Raw genomic sequence first — 22196 nt, 5'->3', positions numbered from 1 at the left:
TGTCGGCTATCCAACAAGCGGAGCCATTTGCGCCACACCGCGTTGTTCCGGGGTCGGAACTCGGGGAGTTGTCGGATGAACAAGGTCATAAGCGCGCTGGATCGGAAGCTCGAGCCGGGAGCGCCACACCCCAGGATGTCGAACCGGTTGCTGGGCGCCCTCGGCGCGCGGGATTTCGAGGTGCTGGAGCCGCACCTGGAGGTCATCGCCCTGCCGCGCGGCAAGGTGCTGTTCGAGCCCGGCGACGATGTCCACACCACCTTTTTCCCATGCCTGCGCACCATGGTCTCGCTGCTGATCGTCACCCGCGACGGCCGCGAGGTCGAAGCCGCCACCATCGGCCGCGAGGGCGCCGTGGGCGGCATCGTCAGTGACGGCCACAAGCCCGCCTTCGGCCGCGCGGTCGTCCAGACGCCCGGCTCGGCCTTCGCCATCTCCACCAGCCATCTCGAGGCCGCCAAGCTGGGCTCCACCCGTTTCGGCGACCTGTTCTCACGCTACGCCGACGCCCTGCTCGCCCAAATCATGCAGGGGGTGGCCTGCAACGCCCTGCACTCGGTGGAAGAGCGCTGCGCCCGCTGGCTGCTGGCCACCCACGACCGGGCCGGCGACCACATCATCCAGCTGACTCAGGAATCGCTGGCTGAAATGCTGGGGGTCCAGCGGACCACGGTCTCCGCGGTCACCTCGGCGCTGGCGGCGCGCGGCCTGATCAAGACCCTGCGTGGCAGGGTGGAAATCCTCGACCGCAAGGGCCTCGAGCGCGTCACCTGTGAATGCTACGAGGCCGTCGAAGGCCACTTCGCCCGAGTTCTGCCCGAGGTGGACATCTAGCCCCCCTCGGCTATAGGACCCCGCAGCAGCGGGAGATGAGTCGTGGGTGATATCGCCATCTTCAGCGGCAGCGCGCACCCCGATCTGGCGCGGGAAATCTGCGAGCACCTGGAGGTGCCCCTTTCGCCCTCCCGCCTGACCCGGTTCGCCAATGACTGCCTCGAGGTTCAGCTCGAGGCCAACTGCCGCGAGCGCGACGTCTTCCTGATCCAGCCCATCGTCGCCCCGGTGCAGGAGCACCTGGTGGAGCTGCTGCTGATGCTGGACGCGGCCCGCGGCGCGTCGGCGGCCCGGATCACGGCGGTCATCCCGCACTACGCCTATGCCCGGTCCGACAAGAAGGATGCGCCGCGCATCTCCATCGGCGGCAAGCTGGTGGCCGACCTGCTGGCCACGGCCGGCGCCCAACGCGTCCTGGCCATGACCCTCCACTCCCCCCAGGTGCACGGCTTCTTCTCCATGCCCGTGGACCACCTGCACGCCCTGCAGGAACTGGCCCGACACTTCGCCGCCGACGATCACTCCAACACCGTGGTGGTCTCGCCCGACCTCGGCAACGCCAAGGAGGCCGCGGCCTTCGCCCGTCTGCTGGGGGCCGGGGTCGCCGCCGCCGCCAAGCAACGGTTCTCCGGCGACCGCGTGGAGATCAGCGCCATCATCGGCGAGGTCACCGGCCGCGACGTCATCGTGCTGGACGACGAGATCGCCAAGGGCACCACGGTTATCGAGTTGATCACCCACCTCCGCCGCGAGAAGGTCCGCTCCATCCGGGTGGCCTGCACCCACGGCCTGTTCGCCGACGACGCGGCCCGGCGCATCCTGGCGCAGGCGGGCGTGGACGAACTGGTCACCACCAACACCGCCCCGATTTCCGACAAGGACCGCGCCTCGGGTCTCAAGGTGCTGTCCGTCGCGCCGGCCCTGGCCGAGGCCATCCGCCGCATTCACAACGGCGAGTCAGTGAGCGCCCTCTTCGCCTGAGGTGACAGGGGGGCTCTCGTCGGCTAATCGACCCCCTCCAAGTTGATGGAGCGCGCAGCGCCGTGACCGAGACCCCCGAAGAGCAAGGCTGGGCCACCGCGAAGACCCTGGCCGAGGCCCTGCCCTATATCCAGCGCTACGACCGCGAGACCGTGGTGATCAAATACGGCGGCCACGCCATGGGCGAGGAGTCGGTGGCCCGGCTGTTCGCCGCTGACGCCGTGCTGCTGAAGCTGCTGGGCCTGCATCCCGTCGTGGTGCACGGCGGGGGCCCGCAGATTTCCCGCATGCTGAACAAGGCTGGCGTGAAGTCGACCTTCATCGACGGTCTGCGGGTGACCGATGAGGCCACCATGGAGGTCGCCGAGATGGTGCTGTCGGGCGCCATCAACAAGGAGATCGCCAACTGGATCACGCTGGCCGGCTCGGAAGCCGACGTGCGCGGCGTGGGCCTGTCGGGCAAGGACGCCCGGTTGATCACGGTGCGGAAGGTGGAGCGCACCAAGAAGGATCCCGATAGCCAGATCGAACAGGCCGTCGACCTCGGCTTCGTGGGCGAACCCACCCGCATCGACCCGCAGCTGATCCAGGGCCTGATCTCGGCCGATCATGACTACATACCGGTGATCGCTCCGATCGGCGTCTCGGAAGAGGGCCAGACCTTCAACATCAACGCCGACACCGTGGCCGGCGCCCTGGCTGGGGCGCTCAAGGCCAAGCGCATGCTGCTGCTCACCGACGTCACCGGTGTCCTGGGCGCCAACGGTGAGCTGATCCGCGAGATGAGCGTCGCCCAGGCCCGCGACGCCATCGCCACCGGCGTCGCCTCGGGCGGCATGATCCCCAAGCTGGAAACCGCCATCGCCGCGGTTGAGTCCGGCGTCGAGGCCGTTGTCATCCTGGACGGCCGACGCCCCCACGCCATGCTGGTGGAGCTGTTCACCGAGCACGGGGCCGGCACCCTCATCACCCGATGACCGCCGACCTGACCCATATCGACACCTGGCTGTTTGATCTCGACAACACCCTCTACTCAGAGGAGTCGGGCTTCATGCGCCAGGTCGAGGGGCGGATGACGGACTTCGTGGCCAAGGCTGCCGGCCTGCCCCACGACGAGGCCTACGCCTTGCAGAAGCAGTACCTGGCCGAGCACGGCCTGACCCTGCGCGGCCTGATGCTGAATCACGGGGTCGATCCGGCGGATTTCCACGCCCTGTTCCACGACCTGTCCCTGGAGCTGCTGGCCCAGGACCCCGACCTGGTGAGCGCGCTGGCCCACCTGCCCGGCCGCCGCTTCATCTTCACCAACGCCGACGACAGGCACGCCCAGCGGGTCCTGGCCCATCTGGGCCTCGCCGACCTGTTTGACGACGTCTTCCACATCCATTCCTTCGGCTTCACCCCCAAGCCCGATCCCCTGGGATTCCAGCGGATGATCGACGCCCACGGGCTGACACCGGCGACCACCGCCTTCTTCGAGGATTCCGAGCGCAACCTGAAACCCGCCTTCGACCTGGGGATGACCACGGTCCTGGTGGGCCCGCGCGCCCTGGCCTCCACCGCACCTTTCGTCAACTACCGCACCACCAAGCTCACGCCGTTCCTCGCGGACGCGCGTCTGAAGGAAGCCGCCTGATGTCCCAAGACCTGAAGTCCGTGATCGAAGCCGCCTGGGAAGCCCGTGACGGCGTCAATGTCGGCACGCAAGGCGAGGTCCGCGAGGCCGTCGAGGAAACCCTCAACCAGCTCGACTCCGGAACCCTGCGCGTCGCCACCCGTGGCGATGACGGCGTCTGGACCACTCACCAGTGGGCCAAGCAGGCCATCCTGCTGTCCTTCCGGCTCAGCGCCAACCAGCTGATCGACGCCGGCGCGCCCCATCCCTACTGGGACAAGATTCCGCTGAAGTTCACCGGCTGGGACGCCGCCCGCTTCGAGGCCGCCGGCTTCCGCGCGGTCCCCGGCTGCATCGTCCGCCGCGGCGCCTATATCGCCCGCAACGTCATCATGACCCCGTCCTTCGTCAATATCGGCGCCTACGTCGATGAGGGGACCATGGTCGACACCTGGGCCACGGTCGGCTCCTGCGCCCAGATCGGCAAGAACGTCCACCTGTCGGGCGGCGCCGGGATCGGTGGGGTGCTGGAGCCCCTGCAGGCCAACCCCACCATCATCGAGGACGACTGCTTTATCGGCGCCCGCTCCGAGGTCGCCGAGGGCGTGATCGTCCGCAAGGGCAGCGTGCTGTCCATGGGCACCTTCATCACCTCCACCACCCGCATCGTCGATCGCAAGACCGGCGAGGTCTTCCAGGGCGAGGTTCCCCCCTATTCGGTGATCATGCCGGGCTCCATGCCCAGCCCGTTCGGCGAGGGCCTGCCGTCCATCAACTGCGCGGTGATCGTCAAGACCGTGGACGAACGCACCCGCTCCAAGACCTCGATCAACGAATTGCTGCGCGACTAGGCCATGCTCGATCCCGTCGCCCTGACTCAGGACCTGATCCGCCGCCCATCGGTGACCCCGGCCGACGCCGGCGCCATGGACATCGTCCAACAGACCCTCGAGGGCCTGGGCTTCGCCTGCCGACGTATGAAGTTCGGGGAGATCGAGAACCTCTACGCCCGCTATGGGACCGCCCAGCCCAACCTCTGCTTCGCCGGCCATACCGACGTCGTCCCCGTGGGCGACGCCGAAGCCTGGAGCTCCGAAGCCTTCGCCGCCGAGATCATCGACGGCGTCCTGATCGGCCGGGGCTCAGTGGACATGAAGAGCGGGGTGGCCGCCTTCGCCGCCGCCGCCGCCAAGGCGATCGACGCCGGCCAGGTCGCGGGCTCGCTCTCCTTCCTGATCACCGGGGACGAGGAAGGCATCGCCACCCACGGCACCAAGCTTGTTGTCCAAACGTTGCAGGCCGAGGGCGAGATCATCGACCACTGCGTGGTGGGTGAGCCCTCCAGCGCCGAGACCTTCGGGGACATGATCAAGATCGGCCGCCGCGGCTCGATCAATGTCGAGATCCTGGTGGAGGGCGTCCAGGGCCACGTGGCCTATCCGCACCGCGCCGCCAATCCGGTCCCCGTGCTGATCGCCCTGCTGAACCGGCTGTCAGAGCATGAATTGGACACCGGGTTCCTGGGCTTCCAGCCCTCGAACCTCGAGGTCACCACGGTGGACGTGGGCAACCAGACCACCAACGTCATCCCGGCCACCGCCAAGGGGCGGCTGAACATCCGCTTCAACCCCAACCACACCGGCCAGGCCCTGGCCGACTGGATCGCCGAAGAGGCCCGCGAGGCCTTGGCCGGTTTCCAGGGCAATATCGTGGTGACCCCGTCGATCAGCGGTGAAGCCTTCCTCACCGAGCCCGGCCCCTTCACCGATGTCGTGGCCGCCGCCGTCACCGACATCACCGGCAAGGGCCCCGAACTCTCCACCACCGGCGGCACCTCGGACGCCCGCTTCATCCGGGCGCTCTGCCCGGTCGTCGAACTGGGTCTGGTGGGCAAGACGATGCACGCCGTCGACGAGCGCGCGCCGGTGGCCGAGATCCATCAACTTCAGGCGGTCTACGAGCGGCTGATCGCGCGGTATTTCGAGGCCTTCAAGGCCTAATAGGCCACGCCGGTCAGATATAGCCCGTCCGACGGCGCCACCGGCCCACAGGCGGTGCGGTCTCGCGCCTCCAGGGCCGCCCGCACATCCTCGACCTCCCAGCGCCCGACCCCCACCTCGGCGAGGGTGCCGGCCATCGACCGGACCTGCCGGTGCAGGAAGGAGCGCGACGCGAACTCCAGCACCACCTCGTCCCCTTCGCGGCGCACCCGCGCGACATCCATCGTCTTCATCGGCGACTTGGCCTGGCAGGCGAGGTCCCGGAACGTCGTGAAGTCGTGATGGCCGACCAGGGTCTGGGCGGCGGCATGCATCGCCTGCGCATCCAGCGGCTTCCTCACATGCCAGACCCGGCCGCGGTCCAGGGCGGGCGGGCTCTCGCGGTTGAGAATGCGGTAGAGGTAGCGCCGCTCGGTCGCAGAGAACCGGGCGTGCCAGTCGCCGACCGCGATCTCGCAGTCCAGGATCGAGATCGGCTCTGGGACCAGGTGGGCGTTGATGGCGTTGCGCACCACCTCGGGCCGCCAGTCCTTCTCGATGTCGATGTGGATCACCTGGCCCAACGCATGGACACCGGTGTCGGTCCGGCCCGCCGCATTGACCCGCACCGCTTCGCCGCAGAAGGCGCGCGCCGCCCGCTCCAGCGAGCCCTGGACCGTGGCCAGGTCCGCCTGGGCCTGGAAGCCCTTATAGGGTCGGCCATCATACTCGATGGTCATCCGGTAGCGGGGCATCAGAGCACCACCGTCCCCACCGCGACCGCCAGGCCACGCAGGAAGACCTCGGCCTCCTGGGGTCCCTTGCCTTCCCGCTGCACGCGCAGCAGGCGCACCGCCCCATCACCGCAGGCGATCAACAGGCGATCATCGAGAACCTGTCCGGGGGCTCCAGAACCGTCCTCCACCTGGGACAGCAGGGCCTTTACCCGCAAGAGACCCTTGTCGGTGGGCAGTTCGAACCAGGCGCCCGGGAAGGGCGACAGGCCGCGGATCTTGCGGTCCAGTTCGGCGGCGGGCTTGGCCCAGCGCAGGCGGGCCTCCTTGGGGCGGATCTTCTTGGCGTAGGTCAGGCCCTCCTCCGACTGCGGCCTGGCGACGGCCTCCCCGCGTTCGACGGCGGCCATGGTGCGCACCAGCAGGTCGGCGCCCACCGAGGCCAGCCGGTCGTGCAGGGTCCCGGCGGTCTCCAGGGCGTCGATGCGCAGAGTCTCAGAGGCCAGGACCGGCCCCTCGTCGAGCCCCTCGGTCATCTGCATGACCTCAACCCCGGTCACCCGGTCGCCGGCCATGATCGCCCGCTGGATCGGCGCGGCCCCCCGCCAGCGCGGCAGCAGGGAAGCGTGCAGGTTGAAGGCCCCCAGCCGGGGCGCGTCGAGCACCTCCCGCGGCAGAATCTGGCCGAAGGCCACCACCACGGCGGCGTCGAGGTTCAGGGCCGCGAAGGCCTCGATCTCGCCGGGATCGCGCATCGACACCGGCGTCCGCACTGGAATGCCGCGCGCCAGGGCGAAGGCGTGGCTGGGAGAGGGCCTGAGTTCCTGGCCGCGCCCGCGCGGGGCGGGCGGCTGGGAATAGACCACCGCGATCTCGTGGCCTGCCTCCGCCAGGGCGGAGAGGCAGGCGACCGCGAAGTCGGGGGTTCCAAGAAAGGCCAGGCGCATGGCGGTCGGTTTAGCGGCGTGGCGGGCAATAGGGAACCGCAAGCAAGCGTGGCCGTTACCCGCTCGCTTCACCCGGAGATTTGTCCATGCGCCACGCTCTCGCCATTTCCCTCGCCGCCGCTGCAGCCTTGTCCCTCGCCGCCTGCTCCAAGTCCGAACAGTCAGACGCCGGGGAGAACGCCAGGGCCGCGGCCGCCAAGATCGGCGAGGCCACCAAGGACGTCGCCACCAGCCCCGAGATCAAGGCGGTGGGTAACGACATCAAGGAAGGCGCGGTTGAAGCCGGCGCCGTGGCCAAGGAAGCCCTCTCCACCGCCGGGGCCGAACTGAAGGAAGGCGCGGTGAAGGCCGGCGACAAGGCCAGCGAAGCCGCCGCCACCGCAGACGCCAAGATCGACAAGGCCGCCGCCGACGCCAAGAAGTAGGGCCCTAAAGGGCCTTCTCCCTTGCGGGGAGAGGGCCTCTTACGCCTACCCCGCCTTCCGCGCCTCCAGCCGTTCGAACGCCATCTCGCTGGCGCGGATCAGGCCGAGATAGGTGATGCCGTAGAAGATGCGGATGTCGGCTCCCAGGGCCGGAAGAAGGACCCACACGCCGTCCCGCGGCCCCTTCTCGATCCAGCCGGCCGCCTCGATATCCCGCATCACGGACAGGACGTGGCTGCGGGAGACCTGGTAGTGGCGGGCGATGGCGGCCACCGAGAGGAATACCTCCCCGACCGGTGGGAAGGCGCCGCCCGTATCGGCCTTGGCCATCACATCGAACAGGATGAGCAGTCCTGCCGAGCGTAGGGCCAGAGCGTTGAACGCCGCGATGTCCGGATTGGGCGAGCCTGCCGCCATCATCGACTGGTCGCCCATCATCGCCATCAGCATGGCGAAGACCTCCGGCTCATCGAACCGCGCCAACATCTCTGCGGTCTCCTCGGTGATGTGAGTCAGGGCCTCAAACTCGATCCGCATCCGGCCCCGGAACGCCGCCTCCATGGCCAGCGTGGGCTTGTAGGGGCGGCTGTGGCCGTTGGCGACGTCGGCGCGGGTCACGTAGCCGATGAGTTGCAGGCGCAACAGCACCGCTGTCGCCGTCCCGGCGCTGAGGATGCCGCTCTTGCCCGACAGCTCCCGCAGACGGCGGTGGGTCAAGCCGCCGCTGGCGTCCAGATAGAGGGCCAGAACCCCCAGCATGAAGCGGCTGACGTCCTTGACGTCCCGGTGCAGGGTGGGCGCTGCGTCGTAATAGGCCACCGCGCCGCGAACCGAACTCCGCATGGCGTCGTCCAGTCCCGGCCGGGCGAGGAACGCGTCGAGCCGGTTATAGGGGAAGGGTCGGTTGTGACCGGGCGGCGGGGTGTCGGTCATGGGCGCCGCGAACACTTCCACAATTTGGGGACCGTACCAGAAAACGCCATCACGGGCTTTCGGCTCCCTTGGTATCCAGCCCCCAGGTCCGGAGCGCTTACCGGCCCACGCAGGCGACTGATCGAACCGCGGCCCTGAAAAGGATTATCGGGTGAGATCGGGATCGGATCCCGGGGGGGATCTGGTCGGGGCAGCAGGTCACGTCCATGACCGGTCGTCCCCTCCCGCGCGGGGCGGGCCTCTCACGAAGGCATAGAGCCCGTCAGGGTTAAGTGGAAGCCGGTTTACCCGTCCGACGGGCTCTACCTTTTAGTTAGAGCCTTTTGAACGGGACAGATGGCCTCCATCTGACCCTAAAGGCTCTAAGCGGCCCGGACCTGCTTCTTCACCTTGGCGACCGCCCGGTCACGCTTCAGGCGCGACAGGTAGTCGATGAAGAGCACGCCCTTCAGATGGTCCATCTCGTGCTGGATGCAGACGGCGTACAGGCCCTCGGCGTCCTCGATCACTTCTTCGCCCTGATAATTCAGGTACTTCAGCTTCACCCGGGCGGGTCGCTCGACCTCGTCATAGATCTCCGGGATCGACAGGCAGCCCTCTTCGTAGGGGGCGGTGTCGTCCGAGGACCAGAGGATTTCCGGGTTCACGAAGTAGCGGGGTTCCGGCGGGGTGTCGGGCGCCGCCAGGTCCATGACGATCACCTGCTTGGGCACGCCCACCTGGATCGCGGCCAGGCCGATGCCCGGCGCGGCGTACATCGTCTCCAGCATGTCGTCCATCAGGGCGCGCAGCGCATCGTCCACGACCTCGACCGGGGTGGAGATCTGTTTCAGCACGGGGTCGGGGACGACAAGGATTTCGCGGAGAGCCATGGTTTTCAGGTAGGTCAGCCGCCTTTGAGCGTCAAGACGGGCGTTTCGTCCTCGTCGGGAGCGACAAGTTTGACGAGCGGACGTGCGCGTGAGTCCAGCGTCGGCGTATCGGCGATTATCTTGTCGGACTGCGCCGAGAGCGCCTCAAACTTCTTCGCTTGGGTCATGACGTTGCGCTCAAGCGACCCTACGAAGTCATTGTAGTGGTTCACCGCTCGATCCAGCGATGTTCCCAGATCCGCGGCATATTTCGCAATGACGGACACCCTCTTATGAAGCTCTCTGCCAGCGTCCGCGATTTCCCGGGCATTGGCCGCCTGGTCTTCAGCTCTCCACCCGTAGGCCACTGCCTTGAGAAGCGGGAACAATGCTGCGGGTGTAACGATAGCGACCCTCTGTTCCCAAGCGTCCGCTACGAGGGAAGTGTGGTGTTCAATAGCGCAGGCGAAGGCGCTCTCAAGCGGCACGAACATCACAACGACATCCGGTGATCGTGAGAAGGGCGGCCGATCAAACCTCGTCCAGTAGGCTTTAGAAGATAGCTGACGAACGTGCCGGCGCACGGATTCCGCGTGGGCGGCTAGCGCCGCATCGCGAGTGACCTCGTCCTGAGCTGAAAGATAGGTTTCGTAGTCGCTTAGGGAAACCTTCGCATCGATTACAAGGAAGGAACCGCCAGGCAGCTTTACGACCACATCGGGACGAGCTGCGCCGTCTTCGTTGACGGTATGAACCTGCTCTTCGAAATCCACGCCAAATTTGAGACCAGCCATCTCAAGCACATTGCGGAGCATCTGTTCGCCCCACCGGCCTTGGATGCCCGCTCCTCGCTTCAGCGCATTGGTGAGCTTTCGAGTTTCCTCATGGCCAGCATTGGCGGCTGTCAGCAGGTTCGCGATTTGGGCCTTGAGCCCTCCAGTTTCCTCAACACGCTTCTGCTCGACCTCAGCGACATGCTTCTGAAATCTCTCCAGCGTGTCCGCCACGGGCTTGAGTTGCGCCGCGAGCTTCGCCTGGGCCAGCTCCTCGCGGCCTTTGAAAGTCTCGTCGGCGCGCTTCAGCACCTGGTCGGCGATGGCGGTCACCGCCTCGGCCTGGATCAGGGCCGCGTTGCGCCCGCCCTGCTCCTCGATGAGCTTCAGGCGCGACGCCGAATCCTGCAGCGCCCAGGCCCGCGCCTCGGCCCGGTTGGCGCGGCCGCGCTCCATCAGGGCCCAGGTGAAGCCGATGGCGGCGGCCACGAGGGCGACGACGAGGAAGATCAGCAGCGAGTTCATGCTCCGTTCTTTACGCGGAGTCGGCGAGAATCGCCAGCAGGGCCGGGACACACAGCGCCGAGTTGTCCGCCGCCATCCGCGCCATCTCCAGATAGCTGGTGTGGCCTTCCGCGCCGGCCAGGTCCGACAGGGTGCGGATCACATAGAGCGGCCGGCCCCAGGCCAGGGCCACCTGGTCGACGGCGCCGGACTCCATGTCGATGGCGTCGGCGGCGAAGGCCGCGTGCAGCTGGTCGCGCGTCACCGCGCAGTTGAGGAAATAGTCCGCCGTGATCACCCCGCCGAGCGCGATGGGATGGCCCAGCTCGCCCGCCACCGCGTCGCGCAGCTTCGCCAGGTTGGTCGCGATCGGCGCGGCCACCGGTGTCAGTCCCGTCAGCCGATCCGCCCCGATCGGCATGGCCCCCGACCGCGTGGGCGTGAAGGCGCCTTCGAAGACATGGCCGTAATCATGGATGTCCAGCCGCTGCGCCAACAGCACCGAACCCACCCCCAGGGCCGGGTTCAGGCCACCCGCCACGCCTGCGAAGATCAGGGTGTCGGCGTGGAAGACCGATAGCAGCAAGGTCGCCGCCGCCGCCGCATTGACCTTTCCCATGCCGGCCAGCGCCAGGGCGAAGTCGGCGCCCTCGTGGGTTCCGGTCCAGACCTGGGTCGGGCCGTAGACCCCCGGCTGGGAGGTCACGCCGAGCCGCGCCTGCAGGGCCGCCAGTTCTTCCGGCGTCGCGCAAAGGATTCCGTACATGGGCGCCTCGTTCGTCGGCCTGCCATCGTGCTACCAGATTCCCGCACGCGCAGGGGGACGCCATGATCACCACCGAACGGACGATCCTGCGGCCCTGGCGCGACGAGGACCTGGACGCCTTCGCCGCCATGCTGGCCGACCCCGAGGTTCAGGCCGACTCCGGCGGGCCGGTGGATCGCGACGCCGCCGCCCGCAAGATGGCCCGCTACCGCGACGCCCACGACCGCCTCTCCTTCACCCGCTGGGTGGTGACCGATCACGGCGGCGGCTTCCTCGGCTATGTCGGCATCATGCCCATCGACGCCTGGCATCCCCGCGCCCCGAATGTGGAGGTCGGCTGGCGGCTGATGCGCCACGCCTGGGGCTCCGGCATCGCCACCGAGGCCGCCCGGGCCAGCCTCATCGACGGCTTCACCCGCTGCGGCCTGCCCGAGGTGCTGAGCTACACCGAGGCCGGCAACCACCGCTCCCAGGCGGTGATGCGCAAGCTGGGCCTAGAGCGCGACGAGGCCCGCGACTTCACCGCCGCCTATGACGGCCACAGCTGGACGGGGATGGTCTGGGTGGCGCGGCCGGAGGGCTTCAGGCCTTGAACAGTGCGTGCATGGTGTCGATTGACTCCGGCCCATAGCCCACCGAACCGACCGGAACGCCCGGCCCCACCGCCTCGATGACCTTGGCGGTCCAGACCGGCCCGAACCCACCGCACAGCTCCAGCAGTTGCACGCCCTCGGAGACCAGTTGGCGCGCCACCGCGATGGCGTCGGCCGGCCCCGGCACCCCGACGGCGATCATCTCGAACTGTTCGCTGGCCAGAACCACACGCCGCCCCGCCGGCTCGAAGCCGCCGCCCGTCACGATGAAACCGAACTTGTTGAGCGCCATGGGCTCCTCCTCTGAATGAGGCCCGACCTTGCGCCGCCGCACTTAAGCCAGTCCAAGTCCGTTCTGGACGCTTTTGAGACTTGGAAGGTCTGATGCTGGAGCTTTGGCGCCTGGGCTACTTTGTGGCCGTCGCGGAGGAGGAGAACGTCGGCCGCGCCGCCACCCGGCTCGGCGTCTCGCAGTCGCCGCTCAGCCAGCGCATCCGCGAACTGGAGGCGGGTCTGGGCCTCGCCCTCTTCCACCGCGAGCGCAAGCGGCTGCGGCTGACCGCGGACGGCCGCCGGTTCCTGGACCAGGCCCGCACCCTGCTGGCCCACGCCGCCGCCGTCGAGCAGCAGGCCCACGCGGCGGGCCGCGGCGAGGGCGGCCGGCTCGCCATGGGTTTCGTGGAAGGCGCGGTGCATGCGGGCGTGCTCGGCCGGGCCCTGCGGAGGTTCCGGCAGGATCGCCCCGGCGTCGGCATCGAACTGCGGGCGATGCGCTCGGGCGATCAGGTCCAGGCCCTGCGGGACGGCGCCCTCGATGTCGGCCACATCTACACGCCCCCCGCCGATGGCCTGCGGATCGCCCAGGTGGCCGAGGAGCCCTACCGCCTGGCCATCCCCGCCGATCACCCCCTCGCCGCCGAGGGCGATCTCGTTGAAGCGCGCCTGGACGGCGAGGCCTTCATCGCCCTGCCCGAGCGCGGCAATCCCCAGGCCCGCGCCGAGTGGATCGCCGCCTGCCGCGCCACGGGATTCACCCCCGATGTCCGCGTCGAGGCCATCGAGCCCGCGACCATCCTGGGCCTAGTGGCCGCCGGCGTCGGCCTGGCCATGGTGCAGGAAAGCCTGGCGGCCACGGCGCCTGCCGGCGTGGTGCTGCGCGACCTGCCGGCCTTCCCCCTGCGCATGCGGGTGTACGCCGCCGTCTCCGAAAACGGGTCGGCGGCGGCTCAAGCCTATTTCGAGATCGCCGTGGCCTAGGCCGGCCGTCGCGCCCGCATGGCCTGGGCGATGGTGCCGTCGTCCAGCCAGTCCAGCTCGCCCCCCACCGGCACGCCGCGCGCCAGCATGGTCACGGAGACTTCGGCGTTGGAGAGGCGTTCAGCCAGGTAGTGGGCTGTGGTCTGGCCATCCACCGTGGCCGGCAGGGCCAGGATCACTTCGGTCACCCCTTCCTCCATGGCGCGCGTCACCAGGGAATTGACCCGCAGGGCCTCAGGCCCCACCCCGTCGAGGGCTGAGAGCAGGCCCCCCAGCACGTGGTAGCGGCCCCGGAAGGCGCTGGCCCGCTCCATGGCCCAGAGCGCGCCCACCTCCTCCACCACGCAGACCAGGGTCGGGTCGCGGGAGCGGTCGTCGCAGATGGCGCAGGGGTCCTGGGTGTCCAGCGAGCCGCAGACCCCGCAGGTCTTCACCCGCTCGGCCGCCACCGCCAGGGCCTCGGCCAGGGGCTGCAGCAGTTGCTCCCGCCGCTTGAGCAGGGCGAGCGCCGCGCGCCGCGCGGAGCGCGGACCCAGGCCCGGCAGCTTCGACAGCAGCGCGATCAGACGCTCGATTTCAGGTCCGGCGGAGGCGGCCAAACTGGCTCCTGGCGATGCGGGGGCGATTCAAGGGATTGTCGGGCTGTTCCTATGTAGATGTCGAGGGCAGCCCGCGCCATGACCACGCCTGACCTGCCCGCCGTCGAGGGCGCGCAGCTTGCCCTGATCTCCGGCTCGGCGGTGGAGGAACTCCAGGTCCTGCTGGAGCGCTGCGAGGACTTCGAGATCCTGGTCACCGGCCATCCGCCGGATCTCTATGCCGCGCAGGCCCTGCTGACCGACGCCCCGCCTGACCACCCGCTGCGGGACAAGTTCGTCATCGGGGTCTGGACCGACCAGGGCCTGACCGCCGCCGTGGAGCTGCTGCGGGACTTCCCCGAGCGACATGTCTGGTACCTGGGCCTGCTGTTGGTGGCGCCCGAGGCCCGGGGTCAGGGCCTGGGGGAGCGGATTCTGGCGGCCCTCAAGCCCTGGATCATCAATCAGGAAGGCCGCGCCCTACGGCTGATCGTCCAGGATCAAAACCCGGCCGCGCTTGGCTTCTGGACGCGGCAGGGCTTTGTGGTGATCGGGACCGCGACCCAGGACCTCATGGACCGGACCAACCAGGTGACCCGGCTGGAGCTGAGGCTCTAGAACTTCGGCATGCCCGGCAGGCCCATGCCGGCCAGGGGGCCGGCGGCGTCGCGCATCAGCTGGCCCTGCTGTTCGTCCAGCTTGCGCTTGGCGTCGGCGTGGGCGGCCACCACCAGGTCGGAGATCACCTCCCCCTCGCCCGGCGCCAGCAGGCTCTCGTCCAGTTCGACCGAGGCCAGTTCGCCGGTGCCCTTGAGCACGACCTTGACCATGCCGCCGCCCGAGGTGCCCTCGATGACCAGCTGCGCCAGGCGTTCCTGCGCCTCGGCCAGCTTCTGCTGCATGGCCTGGGCCTGTTTCATCAGGCCGCCCAAATCCTTCATGGAGTCCTCACTGGCGTCACTAGGGGATTAGTCTTCGTCGTCTTCCGGCGGCGCGTCGGCCGGCGAGACTTCCGGTGTCGGCAGGGTGCGGATGCTGACGATCTCGGCGCCGGGGAAACTCTTCATCACCGAGAGGATGAAGGGGTCCTGCTCGATCTCGACGCGGACCTCGCGCTCCTCGCGCTTCTGGCGCTCCCACTGGCTCTCAGCCCCACCGCCGCCCTGGGCCGCGATCAGCCAGGGCTGGCCGGTCCACTCCCGCAGGCGCCCGATCAGACGCTGGGCGAGGTTGGCGGGCGCGCCGGGGGCGGGCTCGAACTCGATGGCGCCAGGCCGGAAGCTCACCGGACGCACATAGCGCTCGACGTCCAGCCGCAGGGCGATGTCGCGTTTCTTCTCGATCAGGGCGATGACGTCGGCGAAGGACTGCAGCACCGGCGGCGCCTCGGCCGCCTGAGGCTCGGGGGCCAGCACGCGGGCCTGGGCCGTGACGCTCCCGCCGCCGCCCTGGGCGCTCGATCCGCCACCACCGCCCGAAGGCGCCGGTCCGCCGCCCACCGGATCGCCGGTCTGGATCCGCCTCAGGGCCTCCTCAGGCCCGGGCAGGTCGGCGGCGTAGGCCAGGCGGATCAGGGCCATGTCCACGGCCGCGGCCGGGTCAGGACTGCGCCGCACCTCGTCATGGGCCCGCAGCAGCATCTGCCACAGGCGCGACAGCGTCCCCGCCGAGACCGAGGCCCCGATGGCCGCCAGCCGTCCGGCCTGTTCCTTGGGCATGATCAGGGCGTGCGCCCCGATGGCCTTGGCGACAGAGGCCGAGTGGGCGTGCTCCAGCAGGTCCAGCATCACCTGCCCCGGATCGGCGCCATAGCCGTAGAGGGTGCGGAAGGTCTCGATGGCGGCGCCGGGCTCGCCGCGCATGGTCTGTTCAAACAGGGTGATGGTCTGGGCCCGGTCGGCCAGGCCCAGCATGTCGCGGATCAGCGCAGCCGGCACCGTCTGGCCTGGTTCGCCCTGGACGATGGCCTGGTCCAGCATCGACTGGGCGTCGCGCACCGAGCCTTCGGCGGCCCGGGCGATCAGCAGCATGCCCTCGGCGTCGACGCGCACGCCCTCGGCCTCGGTGATCATCTCCAGGTTCTTGACGATCACGTCGGGCTCCACCCGGCGCAGGTCGAACCTCTGGCAACGCGAGAGGATGGTCACCGGCACCTTGCGGATCTCGGTGGTGGCGAAGATGAACTTCACGTGCGGCGGCGGCTCTTCCAGGGTCTTCAACAGGGCGTTGAAGGACGAGGTGGAGAGCATGTGCACTTCGTCGATGATGTAGACCTTGTAGCGCGCCTCGACGGGGGCGTAGCGCACCCCGTCCAGCAGCTCGCGCATGTCCTCCACCTTGGTGCGGCTGGCGGCGTCGAGCTCCAGCACGTCCATGTGCCGGCCCTCGATGATCGCCTTGCAGTGCCGGCCCTCCTCGCGGAGATCGAGCGTCGGCTCGTGAATGGCGTCGGTCTCGTAGTTCAGCGCCCGGGCCAGCAGACGGGCGGTCGTCGTCTTGCCCACCCCGCGCACTCCGGTCAGCATGAAGGCGTGGGCGATCCGGCCGGTGGAAAAGGCGTTCTTCAGCGTCCGCACCATGGCTTCCTGGCCATAGAGGTCGTCGAAGGTGCGGGGCCGGTATTTCCGGGCGATGACGGTGTAGGCGGCCGAGGCCTCGGCGACCGGGGCGGGCGCGACCGGCGCGCCGAACATGTCGGCGGTGTCGGGGTCCCGCTCGGGGCGTTCAGGATCGGGCGAGAGATCTTCGTCGGCCATGCGCCCCGCGCCTCGAGAGCGCTATCCATCTTGAAGCTAGGGTGGAGACCGAACGACGACCCGGAGCGAAACTCGTTGCGGCTGCTTCCTTCCGGACCTGACCGGGTTGGCGAGGCGTCCGCCCGTCGCCCGATCTCCACCCCCTATATCGCGACCTTGAGGCTCGCGCGCAAGCTAGAGCGACGCTAGAAGACGAGTCATGCCTCTTTCCTCTTTCCAGAACACCTTCGCCGGCAACCCCCTGAACCGCGCCAGCGAGCGCCGTAAGGACGACGCCTGGCTCAATGAACAGCTGAAGTCCGACGCGTCCCTGGGGATCGCCATCTGGAACGGCAAGCCGCTGGTGGAGAACAGCAAGGACGGCGGGGTGCAGATCGCCTATCTTCCGGCCAAGATGGTCTCCGAGCTGGCCGGCGGGGCCGAAACCCTGCTGTTCATGGGCCTCTGGAAGGAGACCGCGGTCTTCGCCGTCGACCTGGACGGGGGCGCCGACCCCGCGGACGGTCCCCTGCAGGGCCTGGGACGATTCGAGGATCTGCGGGCCCTGGCCACGCGCCTGCCCCCCACCGACGCCGCCATCCTGGCCACCGCCAAGCAGATGTTCGAATGGCGCCGGCGCCATAAGCACTGCGCCAACTGCGGCGAACCGTCCCTGGTGGCCGAGGGCGGCTGGAAGCGCGCCTGCCCGGCCTGCAAGGTCGAGCACTTCCCCCGCACCGACCCCGTGGTGATCATGCTGGCCGTCCATGGCGAGCGCTGCATGCTGGGCCGCCAGGAGATTTGGCCGGCAGGCATGTTCTCCTCCCTGGCCGGCTTCCTGGAGCCCGGCGAGACCATCGAGGAGGCCTGCGCCCGCGAACTGCATGAGGAGGCGGGCCTGAAGACCACCTCGGTCGCCTACCACTCCACCCAGCCCTGGCCCTATCCGTCGTCCCTGATGATCGGCCTGATCGCCCAGGTGGAGGACGACAACGCCACCCCCGACCAGACCGAGCTCTCCGAGGTCCGCTGGTTCACCAAGGAAGAAGCCCGCACCCTGCTGGCCGGCAAACTCCCCAACACCTTCGCCCCCGGCCCCATGGCCATCGCCCACCAGCTCATCAAGGCTTGGGCGGAGAGCTGACTGTTGCCATAGCGCTGGCGGCAGTCCGCGCTAGGATTTCCCCGACCGGGAGGATCCCATGGCTGAACCCCTTTTCCGCAAGCTCGACTGCCTGATGCTGAAGGCCGCCGACCTCGACGCCGGCATCGCCTTCTACACCGACGCCCTGGGCCACCGGGTGATCTGGCGCTCGCAGGTCGCCGTGGGCCTGGCCATGCCCGACACCGACGCCGAGCTGGTCCTTCACACGCAGCTGGGACCCGAGGCCAACCTTCTGGTCGCGGACGCCGACGACGCCTTTGACCGCTTCGTCGCCGCTGGGGGCCGCGAAATTCGACGGCCCTTCGACATCCCCATCGGCCGCTGCGCCGTCGTCATGGACCCGCAGGGCAATGTTCTGGTCATGCTGGACCAGTCCAAGGGCAAGCTCGACGCAGACGGACAGCTCATCGTGACCGCGCCCTAGGCTGCTGCCACACTGCTGTCAGCAGGGTGGTCTAGGGTGCCTCCAACACCAGAGGAAAAAGCCATGTCGGACCAGATCGTCTTCTACACCAACCCCATGTCGCGGGGCCGGATCATCCGCTGGATGCTGGAGGAGGTGGGCCAGCCCTACGAGACCCACATCCTCGATTTCGAGAAGATGAAAGACCCGGCCTATCTGGCCGTGAACCCCATGGGCAAGGTGCCGGCCATCGTCCACGGCGGCACCGTGGTCACCGAGTGCGCCGCCATCTGCGCCTATCTGGCCGACGCCTTCCCGCAGGCCAAGCTCGCGCCCCCGGTGGAGAGCAAGCTGCGCGGCGACTATTACCGCTGGCTGTTCTACGCCGCCGGGCCGGTGGAAGCCGCCATCACCGTCAAGAGCCTGGGCGTCGAGGTGCCCGCCGACAGCAAGCGCTCGGCCGGCTGGGGCGACTTCGGCGACGTCATGGACACCCTGGAAAAAGCCGTGACCGGCCGCGAATACCTGGCGGGCGACAGCTTCACCGCCGCCGACCTCTATGTCGGGGCCCACCTGGGCTGGGGCCTGCAATTCGGCTCCATCGAGGCGCGTCCCGCCTTCAAGGCCTATGCCGACCGCATGGCCGCCCGCCCCGCCGCCGTCCGCGCCCGCGAGATCGACGACGCCCTGATCGCCGCGGCGGCGTAGCTCTTGTTCCCACACGGGGAACATGCTAGCCTCTTACCGTGCAGATCATCGCCAAGCGGACTCTGATCCAGTTCTGGGAACGGCATCCGCAGGCGGAAAGGCCTCTGCGGTCCTGGTACGGCCTCGTCAATCAGGCGAGCTGGTCAGGGCCGCCGGAGGTCAAGGCGATGTTCGGCGCGGCCGTGGACTTCGTGGCGGACAACCGGCTCGTCTTCGACATCGGCGGCAACAAGTTCAGGCTGGTCGTTCACGTGGCCTACGGCTATCGGCGCGTGCTCATCAAGTTCGTAGGAACGCACGCCGAGTACGACCGGATCGATGTGGAGACCGTGTGATGGATATCCGAGCCCTGCATGACGAGGCCGACTATGACTGGGCCCTCTCCGAGGTCGCTCAGTATTTCGAGACGCCGCCAGAGAAGGGCAGCGCGGGGGCCGACCGGTTTGATGTGCTCTCGGATCTCATCGACGCCTATGAGCGCCGGCGCTGGCCCATCGCCCCGGCCGAGCCTCTCGACGCGATCCGTTTCGCCATGGAGCTGAAGGGGCTGACCCAGACCGATCTCGCCCAACTTCTGGGATCGCGGTCGCGGGCCTCTGAAATCCTCGGCGGACGGCGCGGTCTGACACCGGCGATGATGGCCAAGCTGCATCGCCAATGGGGCGTGCCCGCTGACAGCCTGTTGCGGGCGCTGGACGCCGCCTGACCTACCGCCGCAGGGTCAGGATGACCTCGACGTCCTCGGCACGGCGGTTGCGGACCTCCATTCGGGCCTGGCCCAGCGCATTGGAGAGGTCCTTGACGAACTCGGCCAGGGGGCCGCCGTGCAGGCCACGAACCCGGATCATGTAGGGCGGAGCCAGCTCGCTCATGCCGTTGGCCCAGATCATCGAGTCGACGAAGGCCTCAATGCTGGCGCCGTGTCCGGGCAGGGCGCGGATCTCGGTCTTCAAGTCTTCGCAGAAGGCCTTGATGCTGGGATAGGCGGCCCCGTCCATCTCGATGGTGCGCATCAGATGTGACTCCGGAAAGGGTCGGCCGGATAGACGCCGAGAATCTCGAACCGCTCGCAGAAGAACTGCAGCTCCTCGAAGGCGAGCGCCAGACTTCGATCTTCCGGACGGCCATCCACCTCGGAGTAGAAGAAGGTGGCCGTGAAGGCGCCGTTCTCCATGTAGCTCTCCAGCTTGGTCATGTTCACGCCGTTGGTCGCGAAGCCGCCCATGGCCTTGTAGAGCGCGGCGGGCATGTTGCGGACCCGGAAGACGAAGCTGGTGACGCAGGGGTTTGTGAAGGGCGGCGGCGCAGGCGCCGTGTCGGCGGTCATCACCAGGAAGCGGGTGGTGTTGTTGTGGGTGTCCTCGATGTCGCGGGCGACGATCTCCAGGCCGTAGAGCTCGGCCGCCAGGGCCGGCGCGATGGCCGCCTTGGTGGGATCGGGATGCTCCGACAGCAGCTTGGCGGAAAGCGCGGTGTCCCCCACCTGCTCGGTCTTCAGCTTCAGCCGCCGGATGGTCTTGCGGCATTGGGCCAGCGCGATGGGCATGGAGGCGACGGTCCTCACCGCCTCCAGCTTCACCCCGCGATTGACCATCAGCTGGAAGTGGATCGGCTTGAACCGCTCGCCGATGATCTTCAGGCCTGAGTTGGGCAGCAGGTGGTGCACGTCGGCGACGCGGCCGGCGATGGAGTTCTCCACCGGGATCATGCCCAGTTGGCAGTCGCCGGATTTGATGGCCTCGAAGGCCTCCTCAAAGGTCGGGTGGGCCACCGGCGTCATGTCCGGGAAGGCCGCCACACAGGCCTCATGGCTGTTGGCGCCCAGCTCGCCCTGGAAGGCGATCCGCCCCTTGCTCATGACCTGTCTCCGATTTGCCGGGCGTGCGCGCGGGCCCGCTCAAGATCGGCGGGGTTGTCCACCGAGATCGGCGCGGAGTCGACCACCGTCGCCCATATGGTGAGCCCGAGCTCCATGGCCCGCAGTTGCTCCAGCTTCTCGCGGCGCTCCAACGGCGACGGCTCGGCCGCCGTGAACGCCTCCAGGGCCGCGCGGCGATAGGCGTAGATGCCGTGGTGATGCCAGACCGGTCCGTCGCCATAGAGGGTGGAGCGCGTGAAATAGAGCGCCCGGCCGGTCTTGCCGTCGCGCTGCACCGCCAGCACCGCCTTGACCATGTCGGGATTGGTGCGGACCTGCGGCGAGGCTTCCTGCTCAACGATGGTGGCGATGTCGCAGGACGGCTGGTCGGCCAGCAGGGCGGCGCAGGCGGCGATGTCGGCCGGCGCCACAAAGGGCATGTCGCCCTGCAGATTGATCACCACGTCATGGGCGCCGCCGGGGTCCAGTTCCGCCAGGGCCGCCACCAACCGGTCGGAGCCCGAGGGCAGGTCGGGATCAGTGAGCACGGCGCGGCCGCCGGCGGCGAGGACCGCCTCGACGATCTCCGAATCACCGGCCGCCACAGCCACGGGACCGAGGTTCGCGGCCTGCGCCTGACGCAGAACCCGGACGATCATTGGGATGCCCTCGATATCTGCGAGGGGCTTGTTGGGCAGTCGAGTCGCGGCCAAACGCGCGGGGATGAGGAGGATGGGGTTCATGGAGACCTGAAGCGACGAACTGGCCGGTTGCGCCAGCGCCGGTAGCGTGTAAGAGACGCGGGCGCAATAAGGGGCGGGGATTCCCGCGCTTCCGCCGGTCTTCGGACCGGCCGATTAGAGGGCCGATTTCAAGACGATGAGCGACCTTACGTTCAACAAAGTCGCCGGCGCCGTCCTGGCGACGGGTCTGGCCATTGTCGGCCTTCGCGAGCTCACCACGGGCATGTTCGCCGTCGAAAAGGCGGAAAAGCCCGGCTACGCCATCGAGGTGGTCGAAGAGGCCGCCGGTGGCCCTGTGGCGGAAGCCCCCATCGACTGGGGCACCGTCCTGCCGACCGCCGACGTCGCCGCGGGCGAGACGGTGTTCGCCAAGTGCAAGTCCTGCCACACCGTCGATAACGGCGGCGCCAACGGCACCGGTCCCAACCAGTGGGCCGTCGTCGGGCGCAAGCCGGGCAGCCATGCCGGCTTCGCCTATTCCTCCGCCATGGTGGAGTACGGCGCGAAGAACCCGGTCTGGGACTTCGAGCGTCTGTCGGAGTTCATCAAGAACCCGGCCAAGGACATGCCCGGCACCAAGATGGGCTTCGTCGGCCTGAAGAAGCCGGAAGACCGCATCAACCTGCTGGCCTATCTGCACACCAAGGGCGCCACCATCCCGTTCCCGGCGCCGAACCCGGTCGCTGCGGCGCCCGCGGCCGACGCCGCTCCGGCCGCTGCGGAAGGCGAGCCCACCGCCACCGGTTCGACCGCGACGCCGCAGCGACCGGGTTCGGCGCCGGGAACGGGATGGTGGCGCCCTTGGTGTGCAGAT

General features: G+C 68.4%; 29 protein-coding genes and 1 other RNA gene. 16 read left to right on the top strand and 14 right to left on the bottom strand.

The features are described from left to right. Positions 1 to 75 precede the first annotated feature (75 nt). The 6 genes from AAC997_RS05405 (at position 76) to dapE (ending at position 5430) form a co-directional block, all read left to right on the top strand. Positions 76 to 834, top strand: a complete 759-nt coding sequence (locus AAC997_RS05405; RefSeq protein ID WP_340644665.1) for a Crp/Fnr family transcriptional regulator — start codon at positions 76 to 78, stop codon at positions 832 to 834. Positions 835 to 876: 42 nt separating this feature from the next. Beyond that, positions 877 to 1815 (top strand): ribose-phosphate pyrophosphokinase, encoded by a 939-nt coding sequence (locus AAC997_RS05400; RefSeq protein ID WP_340644664.1) that lies wholly within the window; start codon positions 877 to 879, stop codon positions 1813 to 1815. A gap of 62 nt (positions 1816 to 1877) precedes the next feature. Then, positions 1878 to 2792, top strand: coding sequence for an acetylglutamate kinase (argB, locus tag AAC997_RS05395; protein WP_340644663.1), 915 nt, complete (start codon positions 1878 to 1880; stop codon positions 2790 to 2792). Next, entirely contained in the window at positions 2789 to 3451 is a 663-nt protein-coding gene (locus AAC997_RS05390) for a pyrimidine 5'-nucleotidase (RefSeq protein WP_340644662.1), read from the top strand. Before argB ends, AAC997_RS05390 begins: the two co-directional genes overlap by 4 nt. Continuing rightward, a complete protein-coding gene (gene dapD / locus AAC997_RS05385) occupies positions 3451 to 4281 on the top strand; it encodes a 2,3,4,5-tetrahydropyridine-2,6-dicarboxylate N-succinyltransferase (protein WP_340644661.1) in 831 nt (276 codons plus the stop codon). Before AAC997_RS05390 ends, dapD begins: the two co-directional genes overlap by 1 nt. A gap of 3 nt (positions 4282 to 4284) precedes the next feature. Beyond that, complete coding sequence (gene dapE, locus AAC997_RS05380) at positions 4285 to 5430, top strand: succinyl-diaminopimelate desuccinylase (protein WP_340644660.1); 1146 nt, start codon at positions 4285 to 4287, stop codon at positions 5428 to 5430. Here the strand turns inward: dapE and truA are convergent. Further along, on the bottom strand, positions 5427 to 6164 hold the full coding sequence (gene truA, locus AAC997_RS05375) for a tRNA pseudouridine(38-40) synthase TruA (RefSeq protein ID WP_340644659.1): 738 nt from the start codon (positions 6162 to 6164) through the stop codon (positions 5427 to 5429). The two genes, dapE and truA, sit on opposite strands and share 4 nt — an antisense overlap. After that, positions 6164 to 7090 (bottom strand): methionyl-tRNA formyltransferase, encoded by a 927-nt coding sequence (gene fmt / locus AAC997_RS05370; RefSeq protein ID WP_340644658.1) that lies wholly within the window; start codon positions 7088 to 7090, stop codon positions 6164 to 6166. The genes truA and fmt overlap by 1 nt, the downstream gene beginning before the upstream one ends. 86 nt (positions 7091 to 7176) lie before the next feature. Between fmt and AAC997_RS05365 the strand changes: the two genes are divergently transcribed. Continuing rightward, on the top strand, positions 7177 to 7515 hold the full coding sequence (locus tag AAC997_RS05365) for a cell surface protein (RefSeq protein WP_340644657.1): 339 nt from the start codon (positions 7177 to 7179) through the stop codon (positions 7513 to 7515). Between the two features lie 45 nt (positions 7516 to 7560). Here the strand turns inward: AAC997_RS05365 and AAC997_RS05360 are convergent, their stop codons facing one another. The 4 genes from AAC997_RS05360 to mtnN form a co-directional block, all read right to left on the bottom strand. Then, entirely contained in the window at positions 7561 to 8448 is an 888-nt protein-coding gene (locus AAC997_RS05360; RefSeq protein WP_340644656.1) for a hypothetical protein, read from the bottom strand. A gap of 362 nt (positions 8449 to 8810) precedes the next feature. Then, a complete protein-coding gene (gene def, locus AAC997_RS05355; RefSeq protein ID WP_340644655.1) occupies positions 8811 to 9320 on the bottom strand; it encodes a peptide deformylase in 510 nt (169 codons plus the stop codon). Positions 9321 to 9334: 14 nt separating this feature from the next. Continuing rightward, positions 9335 to 10597 carry a DNA recombination protein RmuC gene (locus AAC997_RS05350; RefSeq protein ID WP_340644654.1) on the bottom strand — a complete coding sequence of 421 codons (1263 nt, stop codon included), beginning with the start codon at positions 10595 to 10597 and terminating at the stop codon, positions 9335 to 9337. Positions 10598 to 10607: 10 nt separating this feature from the next. Further along, a complete protein-coding gene (gene mtnN, locus AAC997_RS05345) occupies positions 10608 to 11342 on the bottom strand; it encodes a 5'-methylthioadenosine/S-adenosylhomocysteine nucleosidase (RefSeq protein ID WP_340644653.1) in 735 nt (244 codons plus the stop codon). A gap of 62 nt (positions 11343 to 11404) precedes the next feature. On the opposite strand from mtnN, the gene AAC997_RS05340 reads away from it, so the two are divergent. Continuing rightward, positions 11405 to 11935, top strand: coding sequence for a GNAT family N-acetyltransferase (locus AAC997_RS05340; protein WP_340644652.1), 531 nt, complete (start codon positions 11405 to 11407; stop codon positions 11933 to 11935). Here AAC997_RS05340 and AAC997_RS05335 read toward each other — a convergent pair. Beyond that, positions 11925 to 12227 carry a DUF6506 family protein gene (locus AAC997_RS05335; protein WP_340644651.1) on the bottom strand — a complete coding sequence of 101 codons (303 nt, stop codon included), beginning with the start codon at positions 12225 to 12227 and terminating at the stop codon, positions 11925 to 11927. The genes AAC997_RS05340 and AAC997_RS05335 overlap by 11 nt on opposite strands. Before the next feature lie 92 nt (positions 12228 to 12319). Between AAC997_RS05335 and AAC997_RS05330 the strand changes: the two genes are divergently transcribed. Further along, entirely contained in the window at positions 12320 to 13192 is an 873-nt protein-coding gene (locus tag AAC997_RS05330; protein WP_340644650.1) for a LysR family transcriptional regulator, read from the top strand. Here AAC997_RS05330 and recR read toward each other — a convergent pair. Further along, positions 13189 to 13791 carry a recombination mediator RecR gene (gene recR, locus AAC997_RS05325; RefSeq protein WP_340644649.1) on the bottom strand — a complete coding sequence of 201 codons (603 nt, stop codon included), beginning with the start codon at positions 13789 to 13791 and terminating at the stop codon, positions 13189 to 13191. The two genes, AAC997_RS05330 and recR, sit on opposite strands and share 4 nt — an antisense overlap. Before the next feature lie 78 nt (positions 13792 to 13869). On the opposite strand from recR, the gene AAC997_RS05320 reads away from it, so the two are divergent. Further along, positions 13870 to 14388: a GNAT family N-acetyltransferase gene (locus AAC997_RS05320; RefSeq protein ID WP_340644648.1), complete on the top strand. Its 519-nt coding sequence runs from the start codon at positions 13870 to 13872 to the stop codon at positions 14386 to 14388. On the opposite strand, the gene AAC997_RS05315 is transcribed toward AAC997_RS05320, so the two are convergent. The 3 genes from AAC997_RS05315 to ffs form a co-directional block, all read right to left on the bottom strand. Then, positions 14385 to 14711 carry a YbaB/EbfC family nucleoid-associated protein gene (locus AAC997_RS05315; protein ID WP_340644647.1) on the bottom strand — a complete coding sequence of 109 codons (327 nt, stop codon included), beginning with the start codon at positions 14709 to 14711 and terminating at the stop codon, positions 14385 to 14387. The genes AAC997_RS05320 and AAC997_RS05315 overlap by 4 nt on opposite strands. 27 nt (positions 14712 to 14738) lie before the next feature. Then, positions 14739 to 16526: a DNA polymerase III subunit gamma/tau gene (locus tag AAC997_RS05310; protein WP_340644646.1), complete on the bottom strand. Its 1788-nt coding sequence runs from the start codon at positions 16524 to 16526 to the stop codon at positions 14739 to 14741. A 42-nt stretch (positions 16527 to 16568) separates the two neighbouring features. After that, positions 16569 to 16662: signal recognition particle sRNA small type (gene ffs / locus AAC997_RS05305), an RNA gene on the bottom strand. Between the two features lie 63 nt (positions 16663 to 16725). On the opposite strand from ffs, the gene nudC reads away from it, so the two are divergent. The 5 genes from nudC to AAC997_RS05280 all read left to right on the top strand — a co-directional run bounded on the left by nudC (position 16726) and on the right by AAC997_RS05280 (position 19487). Next, entirely contained in the window at positions 16726 to 17649 is a 924-nt protein-coding gene (nudC, locus tag AAC997_RS05300) for an NAD(+) diphosphatase (protein WP_340644645.1), read from the top strand. 58 nt (positions 17650 to 17707) lie between these two features. Continuing rightward, positions 17708 to 18094 (top strand): VOC family protein, encoded by a 387-nt coding sequence (locus tag AAC997_RS05295; protein ID WP_340644644.1) that lies wholly within the window; start codon positions 17708 to 17710, stop codon positions 18092 to 18094. Between the two features lie 63 nt (positions 18095 to 18157). Further along, complete coding sequence (locus AAC997_RS05290) at positions 18158 to 18781, top strand: glutathione S-transferase family protein (protein ID WP_340644643.1); 624 nt, start codon at positions 18158 to 18160, stop codon at positions 18779 to 18781. 38 nt (positions 18782 to 18819) lie between these two features. Beyond that, a complete protein-coding gene (locus AAC997_RS05285; RefSeq protein WP_340644642.1) occupies positions 18820 to 19116 on the top strand; it encodes a type II toxin-antitoxin system HigB family toxin in 297 nt (98 codons plus the stop codon). Beyond that, positions 19116 to 19487 (top strand): helix-turn-helix domain-containing protein, encoded by a 372-nt coding sequence (locus AAC997_RS05280; protein WP_340644641.1) that lies wholly within the window; start codon positions 19116 to 19118, stop codon positions 19485 to 19487. Before AAC997_RS05285 ends, AAC997_RS05280 begins: the two co-directional genes overlap by 1 nt. 1 nt (position 19488) lies before the next feature. Here AAC997_RS05280 and AAC997_RS05275 read toward each other — a convergent pair whose 3' ends face one another. The 3 genes from AAC997_RS05275 to AAC997_RS05265 are packed head-to-tail and all read right to left on the bottom strand — an operon-like array spanning position 19489 to position 21382. Then, positions 19489 to 19794 carry a hypothetical protein gene (locus tag AAC997_RS05275; protein ID WP_340644640.1) on the bottom strand — a complete coding sequence of 102 codons (306 nt, stop codon included), beginning with the start codon at positions 19792 to 19794 and terminating at the stop codon, positions 19489 to 19491. Further along, positions 19794 to 20639, bottom strand: a complete 846-nt coding sequence (locus AAC997_RS05270; protein WP_340644639.1) for a prephenate dehydratase — start codon at positions 20637 to 20639, stop codon at positions 19794 to 19796. The genes AAC997_RS05275 and AAC997_RS05270 overlap by 1 nt, the downstream gene beginning before the upstream one ends. Continuing rightward, positions 20636 to 21382: a 3-deoxy-manno-octulosonate cytidylyltransferase gene (locus AAC997_RS05265; protein ID WP_340644638.1), complete on the bottom strand. Its 747-nt coding sequence runs from the start codon at positions 21380 to 21382 to the stop codon at positions 20636 to 20638. Before AAC997_RS05265 ends, AAC997_RS05270 begins: the two co-directional genes overlap by 4 nt. Positions 21383 to 21518: 136 nt before the next feature. On the opposite strand from AAC997_RS05265, the gene AAC997_RS05260 reads away from it, so the two are divergent. Then, positions 21519 to 22196, top strand: a 678-nt coding sequence (locus AAC997_RS05260) for a cytochrome c family protein (protein WP_340644637.1), incomplete at its 3' end; no start/stop codon positions are given.

The organism is Phenylobacterium sp. (assembly GCF_037968635.1).
Taxonomy (GTDB): Bacteria; Pseudomonadota; Alphaproteobacteria; order Caulobacterales; family Caulobacteraceae; genus Phenylobacterium.
This window is presented reverse-complemented; position numbering and strand designations above follow the sequence as displayed.

What these genes read in the sequence shown, in the direction of transcription:
- AAC997_RS05265 (WP_340644638.1), bottom strand. Translation starts at nt 21,382, where the DNA reads ATGAACCCCATCCTCCTCATCCCCGCGCGTTTGGCCGCGACTCGACTG.
- def (WP_340644655.1), bottom strand. Translation starts at nt 9,320, where the DNA reads ATGGCTCTCCGCGAAATCCTTGTCGTCCCCGACCCCGTGCTGAAACAG.
- AAC997_RS05330 (WP_340644650.1), top strand. Translation starts at nt 12,320, where the DNA reads ATGCTGGAGCTTTGGCGCCTGGGCTACTTTGTGGCCGTCGCGGAGGAG.
- AAC997_RS05315 (WP_340644647.1), bottom strand. Translation starts at nt 14,711, where the DNA reads ATGAAGGATTTGGGCGGCCTGATGAAACAGGCCCAGGCCATGCAGCAG.
- AAC997_RS05365 (WP_340644657.1), top strand. Translation starts at nt 7,177, where the DNA reads ATGCGCCACGCTCTCGCCATTTCCCTCGCCGCCGCTGCAGCCTTGTCC.
- mtnN (WP_340644653.1), bottom strand. Translation starts at nt 11,342, where the DNA reads ATGTACGGAATCCTTTGCGCGACGCCGGAAGAACTGGCGGCCCTGCAG.
- AAC997_RS05280 (WP_340644641.1), top strand. Translation starts at nt 19,116, where the DNA reads ATGGATATCCGAGCCCTGCATGACGAGGCCGACTATGACTGGGCCCTC.
- AAC997_RS05270 (WP_340644639.1), bottom strand. Translation starts at nt 20,639, where the DNA reads ATGAGCAAGGGGCGGATCGCCTTCCAGGGCGAGCTGGGCGCCAACAGC.
- AAC997_RS05350 (WP_340644654.1), bottom strand. Translation starts at nt 10,597, where the DNA reads ATGAACTCGCTGCTGATCTTCCTCGTCGTCGCCCTCGTGGCCGCCGCC.
- AAC997_RS05390 (WP_340644662.1), top strand. Translation starts at nt 2,789, where the DNA reads ATGACCGCCGACCTGACCCATATCGACACCTGGCTGTTTGATCTCGAC.
- AAC997_RS05360 (WP_340644656.1), bottom strand. Translation starts at nt 8,448, where the DNA reads ATGACCGACACCCCGCCGCCCGGTCACAACCGACCCTTCCCCTATAAC.
- dapD (WP_340644661.1), top strand. Translation starts at nt 3,451, where the DNA reads ATGTCCCAAGACCTGAAGTCCGTGATCGAAGCCGCCTGGGAAGCCCGT.
- fmt (WP_340644658.1), bottom strand. Translation starts at nt 7,090, where the DNA reads ATGCGCCTGGCCTTTCTTGGAACCCCCGACTTCGCGGTCGCCTGCCTC.
- AAC997_RS05310 (WP_340644646.1), bottom strand. Translation starts at nt 16,526, where the DNA reads ATGGCCGACGAAGATCTCTCGCCCGATCCTGAACGCCCCGAGCGGGAC.
- AAC997_RS05320 (WP_340644648.1), top strand. Translation starts at nt 13,870, where the DNA reads ATGACCACGCCTGACCTGCCCGCCGTCGAGGGCGCGCAGCTTGCCCTG.
- AAC997_RS05340 (WP_340644652.1), top strand. Translation starts at nt 11,405, where the DNA reads ATGATCACCACCGAACGGACGATCCTGCGGCCCTGGCGCGACGAGGAC.
- AAC997_RS05295 (WP_340644644.1), top strand. Translation starts at nt 17,708, where the DNA reads ATGGCTGAACCCCTTTTCCGCAAGCTCGACTGCCTGATGCTGAAGGCC.
- AAC997_RS05335 (WP_340644651.1), bottom strand. Translation starts at nt 12,227, where the DNA reads ATGGCGCTCAACAAGTTCGGTTTCATCGTGACGGGCGGCGGCTTCGAG.
- AAC997_RS05405 (WP_340644665.1), top strand. Translation starts at nt 76, where the DNA reads ATGAACAAGGTCATAAGCGCGCTGGATCGGAAGCTCGAGCCGGGAGCG.
- AAC997_RS05290 (WP_340644643.1), top strand. Translation starts at nt 18,158, where the DNA reads ATGTCGGACCAGATCGTCTTCTACACCAACCCCATGTCGCGGGGCCGG.
- AAC997_RS05275 (WP_340644640.1), bottom strand. Translation starts at nt 19,794, where the DNA reads ATGCGCACCATCGAGATGGACGGGGCCGCCTATCCCAGCATCAAGGCC.
- nudC (WP_340644645.1), top strand. Translation starts at nt 16,726, where the DNA reads ATGCCTCTTTCCTCTTTCCAGAACACCTTCGCCGGCAACCCCCTGAAC.
- truA (WP_340644659.1), bottom strand. Translation starts at nt 6,164, where the DNA reads ATGCCCCGCTACCGGATGACCATCGAGTATGATGGCCGACCCTATAAG.
- dapE (WP_340644660.1), top strand. Translation starts at nt 4,285, where the DNA reads ATGCTCGATCCCGTCGCCCTGACTCAGGACCTGATCCGCCGCCCATCG.